General features: G+C 54.0%; 19 protein-coding genes. 6 read left to right on the top strand and 13 right to left on the bottom strand.

The window, feature by feature from the left end:
• The first annotated feature begins 3 nt into the window (after window positions 1–3).
• Window positions 4–633 carry a molybdenum cofactor guanylyltransferase gene (mobA, locus tag AZH53_RS01285; RefSeq protein WP_319641752.1) on the top strand — a complete coding sequence of 210 codons (630 nt, stop codon included), beginning with the start codon at window positions 4–6 and terminating at the stop codon, window positions 631–633.
• Window positions 630–1,112 carry a 23S rRNA (pseudouridine(1915)-N(3))-methyltransferase RlmH gene (rlmH, locus tag AZH53_RS01290; RefSeq protein ID WP_319641753.1) on the top strand — a complete coding sequence of 161 codons (483 nt, stop codon included), beginning with the start codon at window positions 630–632 and terminating at the stop codon, window positions 1,110–1,112. Before mobA ends, rlmH begins: the two co-directional genes overlap by 4 nt.
• A gap of 246 nt (window positions 1,113–1,358) precedes the next feature.
• On the opposite strand, the gene AZH53_RS01295 is transcribed toward rlmH, so the two are convergent.
• Both AZH53_RS01295 and AZH53_RS01300 read right to left on the bottom strand, forming a co-directional pair.
• On the bottom strand, window positions 1,359–2,129 hold the full coding sequence (locus tag AZH53_RS01295) for a dihydroorotate dehydrogenase electron transfer subunit (protein ID WP_319641754.1): 771 nt from the start codon (window positions 2,127–2,129) through the stop codon (window positions 1,359–1,361).
• A complete protein-coding gene (locus tag AZH53_RS01300; RefSeq protein ID WP_319641755.1) occupies window positions 2,122–3,012 on the bottom strand; it encodes a dihydroorotate dehydrogenase in 891 nt (296 codons plus the stop codon). The genes AZH53_RS01295 and AZH53_RS01300 overlap by 8 nt, the downstream gene beginning before the upstream one ends.
• A gap of 49 nt (window positions 3,013–3,061) precedes the next feature.
• Between AZH53_RS01300 and AZH53_RS01305 the strand changes: the two genes are divergently transcribed.
• Window positions 3,062–3,928: a malate dehydrogenase gene (locus AZH53_RS01305; RefSeq protein WP_319641756.1), complete on the top strand. Its 867-nt coding sequence runs from the start codon at window positions 3,062–3,064 to the stop codon at window positions 3,926–3,928.
• Window positions 3,879–6,305, top strand: coding sequence for a DNA-directed DNA polymerase (locus AZH53_RS01310; protein ID WP_319641757.1), 2,427 nt, complete (start codon window positions 3,879–3,881; stop codon window positions 6,303–6,305). Before AZH53_RS01305 ends, AZH53_RS01310 begins: the two co-directional genes overlap by 50 nt.
• Before the next feature lie 552 nt (window positions 6,306–6,857).
• Here AZH53_RS01310 and AZH53_RS01315 read toward each other — a convergent pair.
• Window positions 6,858–7,367, bottom strand: coding sequence for a flavodoxin domain-containing protein (locus tag AZH53_RS01315; RefSeq protein ID WP_319641758.1), 510 nt, complete (start codon window positions 7,365–7,367; stop codon window positions 6,858–6,860).
• Between the two features lie 157 nt (window positions 7,368–7,524).
• Complete coding sequence (locus tag AZH53_RS01320; protein WP_319641759.1) at window positions 7,525–8,034, bottom strand: flavodoxin domain-containing protein; 510 nt, start codon at window positions 8,032–8,034, stop codon at window positions 7,525–7,527.
• Window positions 8,035–8,288: 254 nt separating this feature from the next.
• On the opposite strand from AZH53_RS01320, the gene AZH53_RS01325 reads away from it, so the two are divergent.
• Window positions 8,289–9,026 carry an MBL fold metallo-hydrolase gene (locus AZH53_RS01325; protein WP_319641760.1) on the top strand — a complete coding sequence of 246 codons (738 nt, stop codon included), beginning with the start codon at window positions 8,289–8,291 and terminating at the stop codon, window positions 9,024–9,026.
• A gap of 85 nt (window positions 9,027–9,111) precedes the next feature.
• A complete protein-coding gene (locus AZH53_RS01330) occupies window positions 9,112–9,924 on the top strand; it encodes a PEGA domain-containing protein (RefSeq protein WP_319641761.1) in 813 nt (270 codons plus the stop codon).
• Window position 9,925: 1 nt separating this feature from the next.
• Here AZH53_RS01330 and AZH53_RS01335 read toward each other — a convergent pair whose 3' ends face one another.
• The 9 genes from AZH53_RS01335 to AZH53_RS01375 form a co-directional block, all read right to left on the bottom strand.
• Entirely contained in the window at window positions 9,926–10,408 is a 483-nt protein-coding gene (locus AZH53_RS01335; protein ID WP_319641762.1) for a carboxymuconolactone decarboxylase family protein, read from the bottom strand.
• 61 nt (window positions 10,409–10,469) lie between these two features.
• Window positions 10,470–11,414, bottom strand: a complete 945-nt coding sequence (locus tag AZH53_RS01340) for a methanogenesis marker 7 protein (protein WP_319641763.1) — start codon at window positions 11,412–11,414, stop codon at window positions 10,470–10,472.
• Window positions 11,411–11,995 carry a methanogenesis marker 17 protein gene (locus AZH53_RS01345; RefSeq protein ID WP_319641764.1) on the bottom strand — a complete coding sequence of 195 codons (585 nt, stop codon included), beginning with the start codon at window positions 11,993–11,995 and terminating at the stop codon, window positions 11,411–11,413. Before AZH53_RS01345 ends, AZH53_RS01340 begins: the two co-directional genes overlap by 4 nt.
• 4 nt (window positions 11,996–11,999) lie before the next feature.
• Window positions 12,000–13,241: a methanogenesis marker 15 protein gene (locus AZH53_RS01350; protein WP_319641765.1), complete on the bottom strand. Its 1,242-nt coding sequence runs from the start codon at window positions 13,239–13,241 to the stop codon at window positions 12,000–12,002.
• The gene (locus tag AZH53_RS01355; protein WP_319641766.1) at window positions 13,234–13,689 is read right to left on the bottom strand and encodes a methanogenesis marker 5 protein; all 456 of its coding nucleotides are present in this window, start codon (window positions 13,687–13,689) and stop codon (window positions 13,234–13,236) included. The genes AZH53_RS01350 and AZH53_RS01355 overlap by 8 nt, the downstream gene beginning before the upstream one ends.
• A gap of 6 nt (window positions 13,690–13,695) precedes the next feature.
• Window positions 13,696–14,160: a methanogenesis marker 6 protein gene (locus tag AZH53_RS01360; protein ID WP_319641767.1), complete on the bottom strand. Its 465-nt coding sequence runs from the start codon at window positions 14,158–14,160 to the stop codon at window positions 13,696–13,698.
• Window positions 14,157–15,713: a methyl-coenzyme M reductase-associated protein Mmp3 gene (mmp3, locus tag AZH53_RS01365; RefSeq protein WP_319641768.1), complete on the bottom strand. Its 1,557-nt coding sequence runs from the start codon at window positions 15,711–15,713 to the stop codon at window positions 14,157–14,159. The genes AZH53_RS01360 and mmp3 overlap by 4 nt, the downstream gene beginning before the upstream one ends.
• A gap of 15 nt (window positions 15,714–15,728) precedes the next feature.
• The gene (gene atwA, locus AZH53_RS01370; RefSeq protein ID WP_319641769.1) at window positions 15,729–17,339 is read right to left on the bottom strand and encodes a methyl coenzyme M reductase system, component A2; all 1,611 of its coding nucleotides are present in this window, start codon (window positions 17,337–17,339) and stop codon (window positions 15,729–15,731) included.
• Window positions 17,340–17,418: 79 nt separating this feature from the next.
• Window positions 17,419–18,225, bottom strand: coding sequence for an HAD family hydrolase (locus AZH53_RS01375; RefSeq protein ID WP_319641770.1), 807 nt, complete (start codon window positions 18,223–18,225; stop codon window positions 17,419–17,421).
• Window positions 18,226–18,263 lie beyond the last annotated feature (38 nt).

The raw sequence follows: 18,263 nt of genomic DNA on the forward strand, positions 1-18,263 counted from the left end.
GTGATGAAGGGGGAATACGTGATGCGGTCGGCGATAATTCTTGTTGGAGGGCAGGGGCGGCGCGCTGGAGGCCGGGAGAAGTTCAGGTTCATCTATGAGGGGGAGACCTTCCTATCGCGCCTCATCATCACGCTGGATGAGGTGGTCGATGAGATCCTTATCGTTGCCCGTGATACCGCACAGTGCGCCCGTGTAGCGGAGATGACGCATGTGCGCATCGTTCCCGACCGTCACCAGGGAGTCGGACCCGCAGGGGGACTGCAGGCAGGTGCCTTGGAGGCACGGGGCGATCTGGTTTTTGGTGTGGCATGCGATATGCCCTGCGTCAAAGCTGAGGTCGTCGACCGTCTCTTCAGGCTGGTAGACGGGTACGATGCGGTCATCCCCTGCTGGGGGGGTACAACCATGCTTGAACCTCTTCATGCGGTCTACCGGCCCCGGGCCCTCCTCTCGGCATATGAAGCGTCAACGTCGCATTCCCTTCGCAGTCTGACTCATCATCTCAATGTCCGATATGTCGATGTGGACACCTTCAGGGATGTCGATCCGGAGCTTCGAACCTTTACCAATATCAACCGGCTGGAGGATCTGGAGGAGATTCAGGCCTGCCTGGAGGATGATGCCACCGTATGATGCAGGTGAGGATCATCGCCGTCGGCCGGGCGAAGGAGCCCTTTTTCCGGCAGGGTGTAGAGGAGTACATAAAACGGCTGACCGGGACGGCGAAGGTCACCATCGTCGAACTTGCGGATGAACCTACTCCTGCGGGAGCATCCGCGGCAGAGAAGGCGAAGGTCCTCGATGTGGAAGGGTCCCGGATTATGAAAACCATTCACCCCGGGGAATACTGCATTCTTCTGGACCTTGCCGGGACAGCCATGACATCCGAGGTATTCGCAGGGAAAATTGAGGAGCTCACCCTTGCCGGGACCTCCAGGTTTGCCTATGTCATCGGGGGGAGTCTCGGTGTCTCGGATGATGTGAGGCGGCGTGCCGATCTTCGGCTATCCCTCGGCCCGATGACCTACCCCCACCAGATGGTCCGCCTCATCATTGCCGAACAGCTCTACCGCGCATGCATGATTGCAAAGGGCGCCCAGTATCACAAATAAGGGTGCATGTACCATCGTCCGACGATGATGCGCGGGCACTATTTTCATCCGATACGATTCGCATTTCGCTGTGTCCGCCAGGCGACATGGATGGCATCATTTTTCATCGTTCCGATAGGAACGAAGGCATTTCCTGATTGTCGGGAGTGTGGGGCGTGCTCTCGTTTCTCTGACAACCGATGCCATGGATTGATCGGGAAGAGGCGGGAAAAATAACGGTGGGCGCGTCCGAAAAGAAGAGAATTTTTAAAACAGAACCTTTCTTCCGGAGGCATCCCTGCTGTAGCTGCCAAACTCAGTGCTCTGGAGGAGGGCATCACCGGTAAAGACCGGGCCGTCGCGGCATACCCTGAGGCCGGACGGGTCACAGCAGCAGGATCCGCAGATTCCAACCCCGCATTTCATGTACCTGTGCAGGGAGAACTGTCCCCGCCCGGCGATCCCGTGAGCGTCGAGGATGCCAAGCACCGCCTTCATCATCATCTCGGGTCCGCAGACGCAGATGGTATCATAGGATGCCGGGTCCGCCTCTTCCAGGAGTGCCGTGACAAACCCGTGGTGTCCACGGGTTCCATCGTCGGTTGCGATTCTCAGGTCAACCTCCCCATCCAGTTCACCCGCATAGAGGAGTTCCTCTGCCGTCCGGGCGCCGAGGATGAAGGTGTCTGCCAGGCCGTCGGTCACCAGCGGCCGGAGCGGTGCGGCTCCGACACCGCCTGCAACGGCAAGGACCCGTCCGGTCGGGGAAAAGCCGTTGCCGAGTGGTCCCTTGATGCCAATGAGATCCCCCTCGCTGCGCGAGAAGAGGGCTTCCGTCGCCTCGCCAACCTTCTGGACCGTGATAGCGTTTCGTGCGGAGAGGGCCATCGGTACTTCATCGACTCCGGGAATCCAGACCATGCAGAACTGCCCTGCCCCCGCATCGAAGCGGCGGGAGAACTCAAAGGTCCTTATGGACGGCGTCTCATGGATGATATGGGTGATGACGACCGGTTCGGATGGAATCTCTTCAATCATGGGCGCACCCCACAATGGCGCAGGGGTCTTCGCCCCCGTCGACACGATACAGCTCCTCTGCTATGGCGGTAAAGACATTTTCAGATTCGACAATAGCGCTGCCGATTTCAACGGCGGACGCTCCGGCCATCATCAGCTCTGCGACATTATCTGCCGTCGCAACGCCGCCGCACCCGATAATCGGGATATCACATGCCTCATACAGCTCCCAGACACAGCGAACCGCGATGGGGAATATCGCCGGGCCCGAGAGGCCGCCCATTCCGTTGCCGAGGAGCGGGCGGCGCATCCCGGTGGAAATGCGCATAGCCTTGACGGTATTGATGGCGACGACGGCATCGGCACCTCCTTCCTCTGCCGCAATTCCGAAATCCGCAATCGAGCAGACATTCGGGGTGAGTTTGACCCATACCGGAAGGCCGGTGCGCTTCGCAGCACGGGTGCATTCCCGGACCATCTCAGGGTCCGACCCTATTGCAGCACCATACCCCTCTGCGTGCGGGCAGGAGAGATTGAGTTCGAGCGCCTGGACCCTGCCGGCAAACCATGTTGCCACTTCTGCAAATTCCTCCGGTGTTCCTCCGAAGATGCTGGCGATGACGGGCTTGCCGATGAGCTGGTCGAGTTCACCGACAAAGTCCTTTGAAGGGTTGGGTAGCCCCATGGCGTTCAGGACTCCTCCGTCGAGTACGGCGACACAGGGTCCCGCATGACCGGTTTTTGGTTCAGGGCCAATCGACTTGGTAACAACTCCTCCTGCACCGAGCGAGAGCATACGGGCAAGTGATGCCCCGGTTGTACCCAACACCCCTGCGGCCAGGATAAGGTGATTGTTCAGCCGGACGCCGGCAACATCTACCGGTCCGGGACATAAGACGACCATCTGGTAAAAAATTGTAGTTATTTATTATTAGCATACCCATACTTGATCCATGACCAGCCTTGCGGTGATGGGGGCGGGCCGGATCGGCGGAGAGGTTGCATATCTCGCGACGGTCCTCGGCCTTGCCGATGAGATCACCCTTTATGACATAAATCGTCCTCTGTTGGAGGCACAGATTCTGGAGCTATCACATACAGGGCTGGATGTCCATCTATCAACCGATCCAGCGGCCATCAGTGGGGCTGATATTGCCGTCTTCGCCGCCGGTTCGCCGCGAAATCCGGGTGTGAAGACACGGGCCGACCTTCTTGGGGTGAATCTTCCGGTCGCCGATCAATGCTGCCGCCTGCTGGAGGGATTTTCGGGGGTCCTTGTGACGATCACAAACCCCATGGACGCAAATAATTACTACTTCTGGAAGAAGACGGGTCTTCCCCGGGAGCGGTGCATAGGATTCGGCGGACAGCTGGACTCGGCGCGGTTTGGGATGTTCCTGAAGGAACGCGGGATCGGCGGGCCTGCATGGGTCCTTGGGGAACACGGGGAGCATCAGGTCCCGCTGTTTTCCCGGCTGGACCGTGAGGTGCCTGCTGAAGAGCGTAATGAAATACTGGCCCGGATGCGGGGGTCGAGCATGCCAATCATCAAAGGGAAGGGCGGTACGGTCTTTGGACCTGCCTGGCATATCTCCGCACTCCTGAAATGCATCGCCCGTGATGAGAGAGAGGTACTGCCGGTCTCCTGTATCCTTGATGGTGAATATGGCGTAAGTGACTGCTCGCTCGGGGTGCCGGCACGTGTCGGCCGCAATGGCTGGGATGAGATATTTGAATGGACGCTCGATGAATGGGAGGAGGACCGTTTCCGTGACGCAGCAGAGTCTTCAAGTGTTCTGTGCCGGCGATCAGACGGCTGAGGACGACCGTCTCCGCCTTGCGATCAATCAGGTGGAGTATTCGAACAGCCCCGAAGGCCCGGTCATCCATATCTTCGGTCGGGATGCCGCAGGGACTGCAGCCCATGTTCAGGTGACCGGTTTTCGTCCCTACTTCTATGCAACGGCGGAACGGGCGGATGGTCTTCCGCCGCACCCGAAGACCGAAGTGGACCGCGATGCCTCATTCAGGTCCATTCGCGGGGAGCTCCTGCGCAGGATCTACACCTTCACGCCGGGTGACGTCCGCGAGGTCCGGGACTATTATGCTCCGCATTTTGAGGCGGACATCCCGTTTGCGACGAGATATCTCATTGATATGGGCATAACAGGCGGAATTGAAACCCACGGATGTGATACGGACTTCAGCGGGATCATCCCTGCAGAGGTAAATGCCCCGGCACGTGTCTGCATGATGGATATCGAGTGCGAGGACGAACGGGGATTTCCTGACGCTGACCGCGACAGGATTATCTGCATTACCTGCTGGGACTCCTTTGATGATGTCTATGTGACCTTCTATGCCCACCCGCCGCAGGGAATGAAGGGTCCGGACCCCCGACCGGTCCGTGAGAACCATGAAGTGAAGATCTGTTCCGGAGAATCCTCACTTCTTGAGGCCCTTTCGGAATACATCGCCGACCGCGACCCCGACATCCTCTCCGGGTGGAATTTTGTGGACTTTGATATCCCCTATACCATCCGGCGCATGGAGGTCCTCGGTCTTGCCCCTGACGCCCTCTCAAGAATTCCCGGAGCGGGTGCGAGAAACGCCCTTCGCGGCCGTGCACTCTTTGATCTCCTTACCGGCTATAAGAAGATGCAGGGGGCAAGAAAGGAATCCTATCGCCTCGATGCAATCGCCGAGGATGAACTGGGGGAGGGGAAGGTGAGGTATACGGGGACCCTCAGCCACCTGTGGAGAACTGATCCCGGCCTTCTGGTGGAATACAATGTCAAGGATGTCGAGCTCTGCGTTGGTATCGATACCAAGAACAATATCATCGGGTTTTACCGGGAGATCGCAAGATATGTCGGGTGCCCCCTTGACCGGACCCTCAACTCGTCCAACGTGATTGACATATTCGTGCTCAGGAAGGCCTTTGGGCGGTACGTCCTCCCCTCGAAGGGGTTTGCCGAGGGAGATGAGTTCGAGGGAGCGACTGTCTTCGAACCGTCCCTCGGCGTGAGAGAAAATGTGGTGGTGCTGGATCTCAAGTCCCTTTATCCCATGTGCATGATGACCATCAATGCCTCCATGGAGACGAAGGACCCTACGGGGGAGCTCCGTGCGCCGAATGGTATCCGGTTCAGGAAGAAACCCGACGGACTTACCCGGAGCATCATCGCTGATCTCCTGAACGAGCGTGATGAGAAGAAGGCCCTGCGCGACCGCTATGCGTACGGGTCGCCGGAATACCAGCTCTATGATATCCAGCAGAATGTCCTCAAGGTCATCATGAACACCTACTATGGTGTTTCGGGGTATGCACGTTTCCGCCTCTATGACCGGGAAATTGGTTCTGCGGTCACTTCCGTCGGTCGTGCCATCATTGCACACACGCGTGACATCATCACCGCGATGGGCTACTCGGTCATCTACGGGGACACGGACTCCTGCATGGTGCAGCTGCCGGAATCGCCCCTTGATGAGACGATTGCGGGGGCGCGGGCGATTGAGGCACGGGTCAATGAGAGCTATTCGGTCTTTGCCCGTGAGACACTGGGTGCCGAGAATCACTACTTTTCAATCAAGTTTGAGAAGGTGTACCGCCGCTTTTTCCAGGCCGGCAAGAAGAAACGGTATGCCGGACATCTGGTATGGAAAGAAGGCAAGGATGTGGATCAGATCGATATCGTCGGGTTTGAGATGAAGCGGAGTGACTCTCCCCACATCACCAAGGAAGTCCAGAAACATGTGATGGAGCTGATCCTGATGGGCGCCGGCAAAACCGAGGTGAAACAGTACCTCGGCGGCATCATCACCGACTTTCGGGCAGGGAGATATTCACTCGATGATATTGGGATTCCCGGGGGAATCAGCAAGTCCCTGGAGAGCTATAAGACAAAGGATGCGCAGGTGAGGGGAGCGATCTATTCGAATGACAATCTTGGAACGGATTTCAAGTCAGGAAGCAAGCCTAAGCGGGTGTATATCCGGAATGTGAAGGCGAAGTACCCGAAGACGGATGTCATCTGCTTCGAATATGCCGACCAGGTCCCTCCTGAATTCGAAGTGGATATTGACCGGATGCTGGAGCGTGCGTTGGAGCAGCCGATAAGCCGCATCATCGAAGCCGTGGGGTGGAAATGGTCGGAAATGGACCCGTCGCACAGGACACTGGCTGACTTCTTTTAGGTGGGATGAACAGTTGGGCGGCGGAAGGGTGTATCCATTCTGCAACCCATATGATTCCCTTCTTTTGGTGAACCGATTTGTTTGGGAAGGAAAAACGAGTGCGTATTTTCTGAGCATGTTGGTATGCATCCTTTAATTCACAATTGAATTTTCGGGCGATAGCGCTGTATGTTCCAATTTTCCATTATTTTAGGTATAGGACTCCGGTACGCCGTATAAATGCGCTCTCCGTTGATCAAGGCGGGGAAAAATCTATGAATTGAATGAAAAAAATGTGTCCGGGTTATCCTATGGTGAGAATGAGATCGTTCTGATGGCACAGAACATCCTGCAATACAGACGTCACTGTTGTTTGCGGGCTTATGGGTGGTATCATGGATTTCAAATGCTGTCCAGTTCTTTGCGGTTTCACCTCCTTTCTGTCCAGTATTCTGATTCAGAAAAAGGAGGATATACTATTTACGATTTGATATATATTGGGAACAATGAATTATTGAGATCTATAGGCGCGGAATTCTCCCAAACCCCGCATCCCCTTTGAAAGTACATTGTCTACATATGAAGAAGACGGAGATCAATCAGGCCCCGTGTCCATGAACGGATGGTTTCCATATTGCGGAAATCGCCGGGCTTTATTCCCTCCATTTTCATGGCTGCTTTTTCCCGAAGGCTGAACCCGTCATCCAAGACTTTTCCCGCAAAATACCCGGTTTCCCGGATATCAGTGTAAACCCGGACATCATCGAAAGCATTTGATGCGGCTTTCTTGCGTTCGGGAGAGATATCAATGAGGGTATACCCGCTTAGAAACCCGAGAACCGGGATCTCACGGAGCATATTCTGGTGATCCCGTACAAACGCGGTGATTTCGGGGAGGGCCTTATGATAATAAATGGGACTGCCGAGAATGATTGTCGTATAGGGAGTGATGTCGTAGATATCATGGATGGGTTTTGCTTCTGCGTCTTTCCCGTTTTCCCGTAATGTTGCTGCAATGGTTTCGGCTATTTCGCCCGTCGCACCGAATTTTGTTGCATACGCCACCAGAATTTTCTCTATCATATGTCCTCGTAATCCATGGAATGCTCACCCTGCAGGATATACTCCCTGGAGGGAAATGCAGGTAGGAGAATTTTTGCAGTGTAATCTAATGAATGCTTTTATTAAGTTAAAAAAAATTTGGAAAATGTGTATTATTTTGAGCCTGTTGTTGAATCTGTCATAACTCTGTAATTTTCTGTGCGATATCCGTTGCCCATGCACGGACCTCTTCCGGGGTGGAAAAATCCCCCTCCGGTGCGCCGGCCATGGTAGCTATCTGCATGTCCGATTCACTGAGAACCCCGAAATTAAGTTTTCCACCGAAGGCAGCCTTCTCTTCGATCAGAATATAGAGGAGCATGTCATCGATTGCGGAAAACATGGATTTCAGGCTCTTTTCGTCTTTTTTGCAGAGGGAAACCCCGTCGACAAAAAAGGCAATCCATTTGCCCTCGAGATAGGGTTTGTACTGTTTACAAAATTCGCGTGCTTCCACCAGAATTTTTCCCATATAGACCGGGCTTCCGATGATGATGGCATCGTAGTCATCCACTTTACCTACTTCCATGACCGGGATGAGATCGATATCCAGCCCGGAATCGACGAGAATCTGAGCAATCTGTCCGGCAATTTCCTCTGTTGTCCCGTATTTGGTGGCGTAGGTGACAAGAACCTTTTTGGCACACATATGCATCCCGGTATCCTGTTGAAATGTGTTAAATATTGTGTAATGTCGAGGAGTCGGGGGGTTGGTGATGGAAACGGCTTCTGACAATCCGGTGAACTGCCTGAGGCGCAATCCCTCCATGGGCCCGATTGTAAGAAACCAGCTCCCGGCGGAATCACGAACATGCCCCCCTCCCCGAATCGGGGAGAAGCACAGATTTGAATTGTCGTCGGAATCAATTTCACATGAGGAATGGCAAAATGCCGGTCACGGAGATGAAAATCGTTCAAAAGGGGAGCATTCTTGTCGAAGCCTTTGAGAAGGCATACTCTCCCGCTATCGCCCTGAAGAAGTTGTGCGGTGTCGGCGGCGGTTCGACAGTTACCTATCTTCAGTCCGACAGAAGAATCCTGGTTGATACCGGTTTTGATTTTGAGACAAACCGTTCTGTGGAGAATCGCTCGGCCAACGAGCGGCGTCTCCTTCAGTCGCTCCACAATGCGGGTCTTCGCCCGGAGGATATCGATGCCGTCTTTATTACCCACTGGCATGCCGATCATTTCCTGAATCTTTCCCTCTTCCCGGAAAGTGAATTTCTCCTCTCCCGCACGGCAGTTGAGCGACATGCCCCTGACTATACTGGTGTAAGGGATGGAGAGATGATTGCCGACGGGGTGCAGGTTGTATATACGCCCGGCCATACTATTGATCACGCATCCCTGCTCGTGACAACCGGGCCCCTTCGTTTTCATGAAAGGACACAGAGGGGCGGCAGCATCTCAGGCATAGGTCCCTCGACAATTGCCATAGCCGGCGATGCAGTCATCGATGCCACGTACTATGCACTTGGACGGGTATGGGACTACAACAGTGATTTTTATTCGCACGAGCAGACACTTGAAAGCGAGCGTCTTCTCTGTTCTGCTGCAGATTTCATCATTCCGGGGCATGGCTCAATCTTCATGAATACCAAAAAAACCAGTGCTCCCGGACCTGGTGTGGGTGTCCCGTGATTTTTGGTGAACAGCACACCACATCATGGCTACACAAACGCTCTTGTCGTAATACACCCAATCAGCATTACCTTGGGATGATTCCATGATGGGAATCGGAAACAATTGGCTCCTTGCTGTGTTCATCGCCGCCATCTGCATGACAGTGCCTGCATCTTCGATTGTTTCTGCCACGATTGGTGAAACGGTCGTTCTTTCCGGTAGCGCAGGAGGATATGATGAGATGTACCTCTTTCTCACAGGACCGAACCTCCCCCCCGGAGGGGTACGGATGGACAGCATACCATCGTCAGTGGTATCAGGTGACCCTGCAACCTTTACCCGAACGGTCGTGGACGGAGGACGCTGGGAATACTCCTGGGACACCCGATACGCAGGAGGTATGCTGGACGCGGGGACCTATCTTGTCTGGGCGGCACCGGTTCCGCTCGGCCGGTATGATCTCATCAGCTCCGGAGCGAGTTTTGCCACTATAAGCGTCACTCTCACCAAACCGGACCTTACAGCAGTTATCGCTACGGACCCCACCGGATCGATCCACGTGACCAGTGATCCTTCCGGTGCGATGGTAACAGTAAACACAATGCCGTACGGAACGACCCCCCTTGTGATCGAGTATCTACCTGGCGGCAACATAGATGTGACTGTTTCCAAAGCCGGATATGCAGTCTTTGAAGCGGAGGTCGTCATCCGGACGGGCACTATGGCTGTTTTGGATGTAACGCTCTCGCCGGAAAAGACGCCGACAGCGACACCTGTTGGAACGGAATCCATACCAGTATCCCGGACAGCCCCCTCCGTGCCACCGTCATCTCCTGCGCCCTCGTGCTGGACCATTGCCGGAATTGCCCTTGCAGTCTCCGTGACCGGTATCCTGCGCACATTAAAGGGAAAATAGATTATTCTGATTTTTTCAGGCTGACGCCATTCAGGTCGCACGACCCTGCACAGCTTTCTTCCTGTTCTTTTCCATCTCCATTTCCGTTACTGTTGCCGTTTCCTGCATCGATTACCCTATAGGCATCAGCAAGTACTGCCGCCTGCGCAAGGGAGCCTGCGAGGAGTACTACCTCGAGGATCTCTTCCTTCGTTGCCCCCTTTTTTATGGCACCGTTCATATGATATTCTACGCAGTGGCGGCAATTGAGGGCGGCACCGACAGCAAGAGAGATCAATTCGACCATCTTCGGTTCGATACTGGAGGTTTTTGCAATTGCCTCCTTGAAAAGGAGATGTGAGAGAAGAACCTCCGGTTTTTTTGCCATCTTCTTATAAATCAGGGGGACGGCGCCGTATTCTTCCTTGATGACATTAAGCCACTCTGCAGATGCACCGGCGGTTCCCCGGTCGATTATTTCCTGTAAAGTTTCTTCGTACTTCAATATGCACCAATCCAGTCGCAAAAAAAGGTTTTATGTACTCCGTAAAATACCTGCTTATTCTTCACACCATAATCTTCGTTTCAGAGAATGGACGGATGCGTATGAGGATATAGTTGCGCATACGGGACGGAAGGAGTTCGGCGACATCCCCGATCCGCACACCGTTTTCAATCTCAATCTCCTTCATCAGAGCCGCATAGGGTTCGTAGGGCACTTTCACCCGCAACCCGGCAATCTGTACCGTGATGGGCGTCGGATGCGTCGAACCTGCGGTGATCTCCATTGCATCATCGATGACCGTCATCAGACGGGCAGGACTTACCGAGAGCGGGTCCTTCGCCACCTCTTCGCGACGGATGTTAAGGACCTGTGATATTTCATCCACGAGGGCATCAAGCCGGTCAATCTCTCCCTCCTGCTGGCGCATACGATGGCCGATTCTTCCAATCCCCCCGACATATCCATCAACCGGCGGGTCGATAATTCTCCTGAGTGCCTCGGTGTCCGGACGCCCGGTCAGAATAATCGGCACTTTTATCCCCCGTCTCAGGGCCGGCATCTTGTATTCGATGCACGATTCGAAATTACCGAGAAGAATGACGGCACAGTCATGTTCGTTGATGATGTCGCGTTCCTCGATGTTGAGATTGGCAATCCTCTTTCCGTATCCGCGGGCGAGGCCGACCATATTCGTCTTTGCCCCTGCCTGGCGGAGATATTCTGCAACATCACAGGAGGAGTGGGGGAGATGATGGATCTCAAGACTCGGGGAGACGACGGCAATCTCCGTCCCCACCAGCGGGGATTCGAAGACCTCCCCCCCGAGAGGTCTGCTGATCTTTCGTATCAGCTCAATATCATCTTTGGGAACGAGCGACTGAAGGACGACATCCTGTGCAATCATGTGTTTTTGTACGATGTACCCGCCAAGGTCGTCGATCAGGTCGATGACGATATCATGGCGGTATACACCGCCCTTATAGGTGATGGGAACAAGTGTTGTCATTCCGCTTCCTCCATAAGCCTGAATTTCTCTGCAACAAGAGTCTCGACAAGATCTTCATCAAGGGTATTTTCCGATGCAAGGTAGAAAAATCGGCCTTTGCCTATTGACTCCCGCCTCACCTTGAATCCCTCAGGAGCGATCCACTGAAGGGCATATATGATATCCCGGAACAAGCCTGCAGACGGGTCCATGACCTCGATCTTCTCTATCTCACGAGGATTCAGCCCCGGGACACGGATGAAGACCGTAAACCTGTCCGGCTGATCGATCTGGTCCCTGCCAAACATGTCCCAGAGTACAGTGAGCATCTGGGAGAGATAGGTTTCTTCCCCGATATCGAGGACGATGCCGTCCTCCTTTGCGATGGCACTCGAGAAATCGCCGATCCTGACTCTGCCAGGGATCTGTTTGATGAGGCCGACGGCAAGAAAGAGCGGTGTCTCGGGATCAATATAAATATGGAGCCTTCCGATTGAGTGGCTCAGGTCGAGATCTTTCAGGATATTGTCGGCTATCTCGTGATAGGTCTGCCGTCCCACCTCTTCAGCACATTCAACCTCGAAGTACTCAAGTGCATCCATGGTACTACTCTCCCCTGATGAATCCGGATGACAGGAGCGCCGACCCGACAGAGCCGATATACTGCGAGTGATGGGGGACCACGATTTCAGTCTGAAGAAGCGAGCCCATCTCCTTGACGAGACCTTCGATGAGTGATGTCCCTCCCACCATGATCACAGGCTCCTTGATATCAACCTCCTGCAACTGCTGCTCAAAGACCTGTTCTGCAACACTGCGGCACGCAGCTGCCGCCACATCCTCTTTTGAATGTCCTTCCGCAAGGGCGTTGACAAGACTCTGTGTCCCGAAGACGATACAGTATGAATTCATGGGGACTTCCCGGGAGAGGCCTTTCATCGCAATGGGTCCGAGTTCGGTGATGTCAACGCCGATTCTCTTGGCGGTCATCTCCAGGAATCGTCCCGATGCACCGGCACAGATACCTCCCATTGTAAACGTTCCGGGTATTCCGTCCTGAACTGATATTGCCTTGTTGTCCATGCCTCCGATGTCGATGACCGTCGCTTCTCCGTGCTGCCGGTCGGCAAGAAAGACTGCTCCCTTCGAGTTGACCGTGAGCTCTTCCTGGATGAGATCTGCACCTATCTTCTCGCCGATAAGATATCTGCCGTACCCTGTCGTGCCAATCGCTTCAATGTCGCTTAATTTCAGTCCAGCTTCCGAGAGAGCGCTTTCCATGACCGTTTCTGCGCTCTTCAGCACTTCCGTCGTCGCTGTCCACCCGGTTCCGATGATCTCATTATCCTGCATGACGATGGCCTTCGTGGTGGATGATCCCGAATCAACGCCGAGCGTGATTCCGACCTGTTTTTCACGAGCGAGGAGTGCCCGCCTCCGTGCAATGGTCGTAAGGGCTTCCATCCTTGTCAGGAGCGTCCCTGCAGTGGTGCGTTCGGTAAATGAGTAACTGACGACCGGAAGGTCGGAATTCTCATGAATGTACCGGCGCAGTTCATTGCGGACGATTGCGGCTTCCGAACACCGGAAACAGGTGGCAATGAATACCGCATCTGCCTCAACGGATCCTTCCACCAGTGCCATGGCCCGTGCAATGGCAAGTTTCAGGTCGCCGGAACGGGCTTCCAGTCCGAATTCATCATATGATCGTCGAATGTCGGCGAGGGTCACGTCAGGGAAGAACATCTCTGCATTGACCATCGCCGCCGCATCGTAGATTTCCTTCTGTACCCCGCTGTGTTCAGGGCCGCAGGAGAGTTGTGCCACACGCACCGGCTGCTCACTCATTCGTCTCACCCCCGAGTGCTGTCAGAAATTCCTTTATCGAGGCGACGAACTCGATGCCTTCCTCGTCACTGGTGGGGTATTTAATGTCGAGAAGGGGTATGTCCGACCGCTTTCTGAGGAGGTACATCACCAGTTCATTGGTGCGCGAACATCCCATGCACCCGAAGGCGAGATCGGCATCATTGATGATGATGGCGGCATCCGCCTCATCTATCATCGGTCCATACAGGGCCATTCTGCCCCGTACTCCAGCCGGGACCTCAACTGCGGCCCATTTCAGTCCTTTCTTCGGGTCTTCGGGCGTCATCTGCAGGGGCGGGGAATCAAGACTTGCTGTCTGAATCCGTTCCCTGATGGCGATTGCAGCGCCCAGGGGCTCATGGCCCCAGCGCTCCACCATATCGGAGAGCACCAGGCTTGTGGCAGGATAAATAAATACTTTTGCCATTATGAATCAGTCCTCTTCATTATCGATGATTTCCAGAAGCCTCTCGACCGGCAGCTTCCCCTCATCCATTCTTTTCTTTTCAAATTTCCTGACAGGAGCGGTTTGTGAACCGATCTCTTCCAGTCCATGCGATATATATCGCAGAATCCCGCTTTCAAATTCATGGCCGTAATAGCCGGGTCGTGCTCCCCCGAGGTTTGCACGACACCGCCGGGGGTCGCCGGGAGGAAATCCCCGATCTTTGACAAAGATATGTGCCGGGTCCACCGTGCGGAGTTCACGTATGAGAGTTCGCACCTCATCGGGCTTCCCCGTGACCTGAAGGCCAAAACACGTCTCCTTGATCATTACTCCTTCGGAGATTTCATAGGCCCGGATTGCGAGGGTCTGGGGAGTGACATTGGGAGAGTCGATGAAGACGTATTTCGTCACCGTTCCCACGTATGAGGGAGTATACATCTTTTTTGTCATCGCTCTGCCTCCCTGAGATAGACCGGCTTTCCTTCCCTGAGTCCTTTAAGTTTTTCCGGGTCGAGAATTTTCCCGATAATGTTGGTGCTCTCCATCGGCTCTGAAGTAGGGCCGAATTCGGCGGAGGGGACTGTGCGAACGCCCACGAGGCCCGCGGTCTTGCGTGAATCGTTCGTCATTGCAAGGATGTTTGCGGGCACCTCACCCTCCGGAAGATTCTCCCGGTGGATAATCGTCTTTTTCGACACCTCCGGCTGGAAGAGATAGACATCTTCAAACTTCATGAGTAGCGGCATTTTTCCGATATCATACCACCGCAGTCCGGTAACCGACCTGAAGATATGGCAGGTCTTTGGGGCCTCGTCTTCGAAGAGTTCGATGGTGATGACCTGACTCAGGGGTACGGTGGTAAGGGCAACCTTCCCTTCGGCGAGAATTTCAAGGGTCGTTGCCGGTTTCTGTTCGAAGACGACACTCTGCATCTCTTCGGTGTCGGGTTCGGCGATGATGCCGCGCTCTTTGGCAAGCTTCAACGCATCGGCAAGTTCCATCCCGCGCAAATCCAGCTGCTTCGGCTCCACCTTCACGATGAACGTCTCCCCGCCCCCCGCAAGGATGGGCAGTTCGATTCCCTGTTCTACCTGGCCGACAACCGTATGGTTTACACTTCCGGGGATGTCCTCCGTGTAGATATAGACCGACCCACGGTTTCGTCCCTGAACACGGGTGGTTATTGTTCCTTCAAACCGGGAATGCGGGTCTCCTTCGAATTCGACCGCGCTGTCTTTCATCCGATCATCCCTGATATGGGTGCTGGAGGCGAGGCTGACGGTCATTCGTTCACTCCCCATCGTCCGCAGGAGGTGTTCGACACTTGCCGCACGGGTTGTATCGATTCCTTCTTTCCGGTATCCGTTTGCCGAAGCTAGGACATGGCTGAATATCTGCATGCCCTCCGTCAGAGGAGTTGCCATATCCGTTGTGGTAAATGCGGTGGACGTGTCGGCACGGCTCATCATCCGTTCCATTCTCAGGATTTGATCTCCCTTTGTCCATTCTTCCAGCACTGCCATACCTGAGACCACGTGGGCAACGACACCGCCGTCGGCCTGTGCTCCATGATCGGCAATATGGGGGATGCGTGAAAAGATGAGGTATGACGTTCTGGGATCATATCCGCCGCACCCAAGGATGACATCCCCCCGTGCATATCGATGCTGATGCCGATCGGGGATAATCTCTGAAGAAAATGGTCCAAAGGCAACAGACTGGCGGTCGGTCCATTTTACAGAAAGTTCTGCGGGTTCGCTTTCGCTGTTCAGATATCCGGCAAAATATTCCTCTGAGAAGATCGCTGCCCCTTCTTCCGGGATCTCGATAACAACCTCTCCGGCACTCGTCTGAAGCCTGATATTTCGTGTCAGCGCAGCCTGTGCTTCTGCCGGAGGGATGACTGCAACACTGCAGGAAGAAGGGTGCCCGGGGAGAATGTCCCCAAGGGTTGCACTATCGTCTATCTCCAGCCTCGTGCCATCGAGGCGGATTTCAAACATATTCTTATTACCCCACTAGACATTCGTCATAATCTGGCGCTCCTGCTCCGAGAGTTCTTTGAGAACTTCCGCTGTGGGGCCCATCTTTACGATTTTGCCCCCCCTCATGAGGATACAGCGGTCACAGATGTCGCGCACAAATTCCATGTCGTGGGAAACTACAATAAATGTTTCATCTATTTCTTCACGGGCCGTCATGATCGAGTGTTTCACATCGATCTTCGTGATTGGATCCATGGTCCCTGTCGGTTCGTCGAGAAGGACGATTCTGGGTTCCTTAATCAACACTTGGGCGAGGGCCACACGATGCTTTTCACCTTCGGAAAGCTGATCAGGGCGTCTGCTGAGGATTTTCTTTGCCTTTTCCTCGGTGAATCCTGCCATCTTCAGCGTGATGATCGCCTTTCGCATCGCCAGTTCTTTCGGGAATTCCAGACCGATTGAGTCGGTCAGGTTATCGAGAACATTCCGGTGTGGATAGAGATCGTACTCCTGGTGCAGAAGGCCGATATATTTTTTCGCCCGACCACGCTGATTAATTCCCGGCTTTGTCATGTCGACACAGTCTTCACCGATGCGGACGTTCAGTTCTCCGTCCGTCGGCTCGATGATCCCTGCAATCATCTTGGAAAGGGTTGTTTTCCCGGCACCTGATGTCCCGATAATGCCGAAAATCTCACGCTCTGATACTGTAAACGATACTTTGTCCACCGCTTTGATCATCCCGCGGTCTACGGAAATGTACCGTTTTGCAACATCGCGTGCCTGCAGGATCTGAGCCCCGAGTTTTGCCTCCTTCTGCCCATAAGCCATTTCGTCCTTGCCGGTGGCCATGAATGTGTCGATGATTTCACGGGGGTCCCCGATTGCTTCAATATTCCCGTCAACAAGAAGGATGGCCCGATTGCATGTATCTGTGATGACCTCCGGGAAGTGCGAGGAGATGACCATCGCCATATTATTGTTCTTTGCGGCTTCGTAGAGCATTTCATGGACAATCGCAGCGGTGCGGGGGTCAAGCGTGCCCGTCGGTTCATCCGCACAGAGGAGGAACGGCTCCTTTGCAAGCTGCCGGGCCAGAACGACGCGCTGTTTTTCACCGCCGGAGAGGTCACGTGCGATATGCATCATCCGGTGGGACAACCGGACTTCATCGAGAAGATCCGCCGCCCTGTTGATTGCCTTTTCACCAGGATATCCGATATCCGCGAGGGCATGAAGAACATTCTCGATAACGCGGTCATCGCCATATAATGCAAATGTCCTCTGGAACATGATTGCAGATCTGACCATGATCTGACGTTTTTTATGTGCATTTTCTTCTGCCCAGAAATCAACGTCCTCCGGAACGAGTTTCTTGCCACATTTCGGACATGCTTCTCCTGATTTGCTCGGGAGGTCGACATAGCCGCACCCTTCACATGCAGAGATATGGTAGATGATCTTTCCGCCTGTCGGGGGTTGATCCACCCCACGGAGAAGATGCATCAGCACCGTTTTACCGGCACCACTCCGGCCAATGATGCCCAGGATCTCACCCTCTGCTAGTTCAAAATTGATATTGTTGAGAACGACATTTCCACTAAATTCCATGGAAAGATTTTCAACAGTCAGTAGAGGCGCCATCTTTATTCCGATTAGCTTTTCATTCTATGCTTGTTTAAAGCTTATTATTCGATCATAAAATTGCGCTTATGAGTAACAATCAGGCGAATGACCGTATGATATCCACCACCTCGCGCACAGATTCGATGACATAATCGGCAGTTTTGAAAAGGGGTGCCGGTTTATCCCGCGTCTGTTGAAGAGAAAGGATGGCAAAGTCCGCGCGCTTCATGGCACGGAGATCATTGATGCCGTCACCGACCATGACAACGGTGTCAAACTGGCGCCGCAGATCGTCGACCACCTGCTCCTTGATGGCCGGAGTCGCAAGACCATAGACATTGTCCTGTGGGACGCCGAGATAATCCGCCATCTTCAAAAGTTTGTTAGTCCGGTCCCCGGAGGCGATATACGTCGCAACTCCCATCTTCTGGAGGTCGCTGATGGTTGAGCGGGCGCCGGTGAACGGCCTGCCACCCGAAGTTACCACAAATTCGATTCCTCCGATATCCCTGTTGACGACCACACCGGAGTTCAGAGCCACAATCGATTCTTTTTTGCATGATTCCCAGACCTTTCTGATGCAAATCTGCAGATCCCCGACCGTTGCCCGACGGTCATTATGAAGAAGATCCTGGATTTCCTGTGCCGTCACTGCCTTGCATGCACATGCAATGCCAAATCCGGTCATGCGCTCGCGCAGGAAATCCGAAAGCAGTTTATCCGGATCTTCCCTGATTATTTCCATGGAATGCAGATAGAGGACGACAAGAGCACGTTCTTCGCATGAAAAGGTGAGGGTAATCGTCTCGACGCCCTCCTCGACGACATCGTGGACGACGTCCTTGGTAACCCTGTATGTCCTGAGGAGTGTGCCTGCACTGTCAAAAACAACGGCGATGCTCAAAATATCGTCTCCAAGGCAGATCGTATATAGAGCCTTGT

This window comes from Methanovulcanius yangii (assembly GCF_018687785.1).
GTDB lineage: Archaea > Halobacteriota > Methanomicrobia > Methanomicrobiales > Methanomicrobiaceae > Methanovulcanius > Methanovulcanius yangii.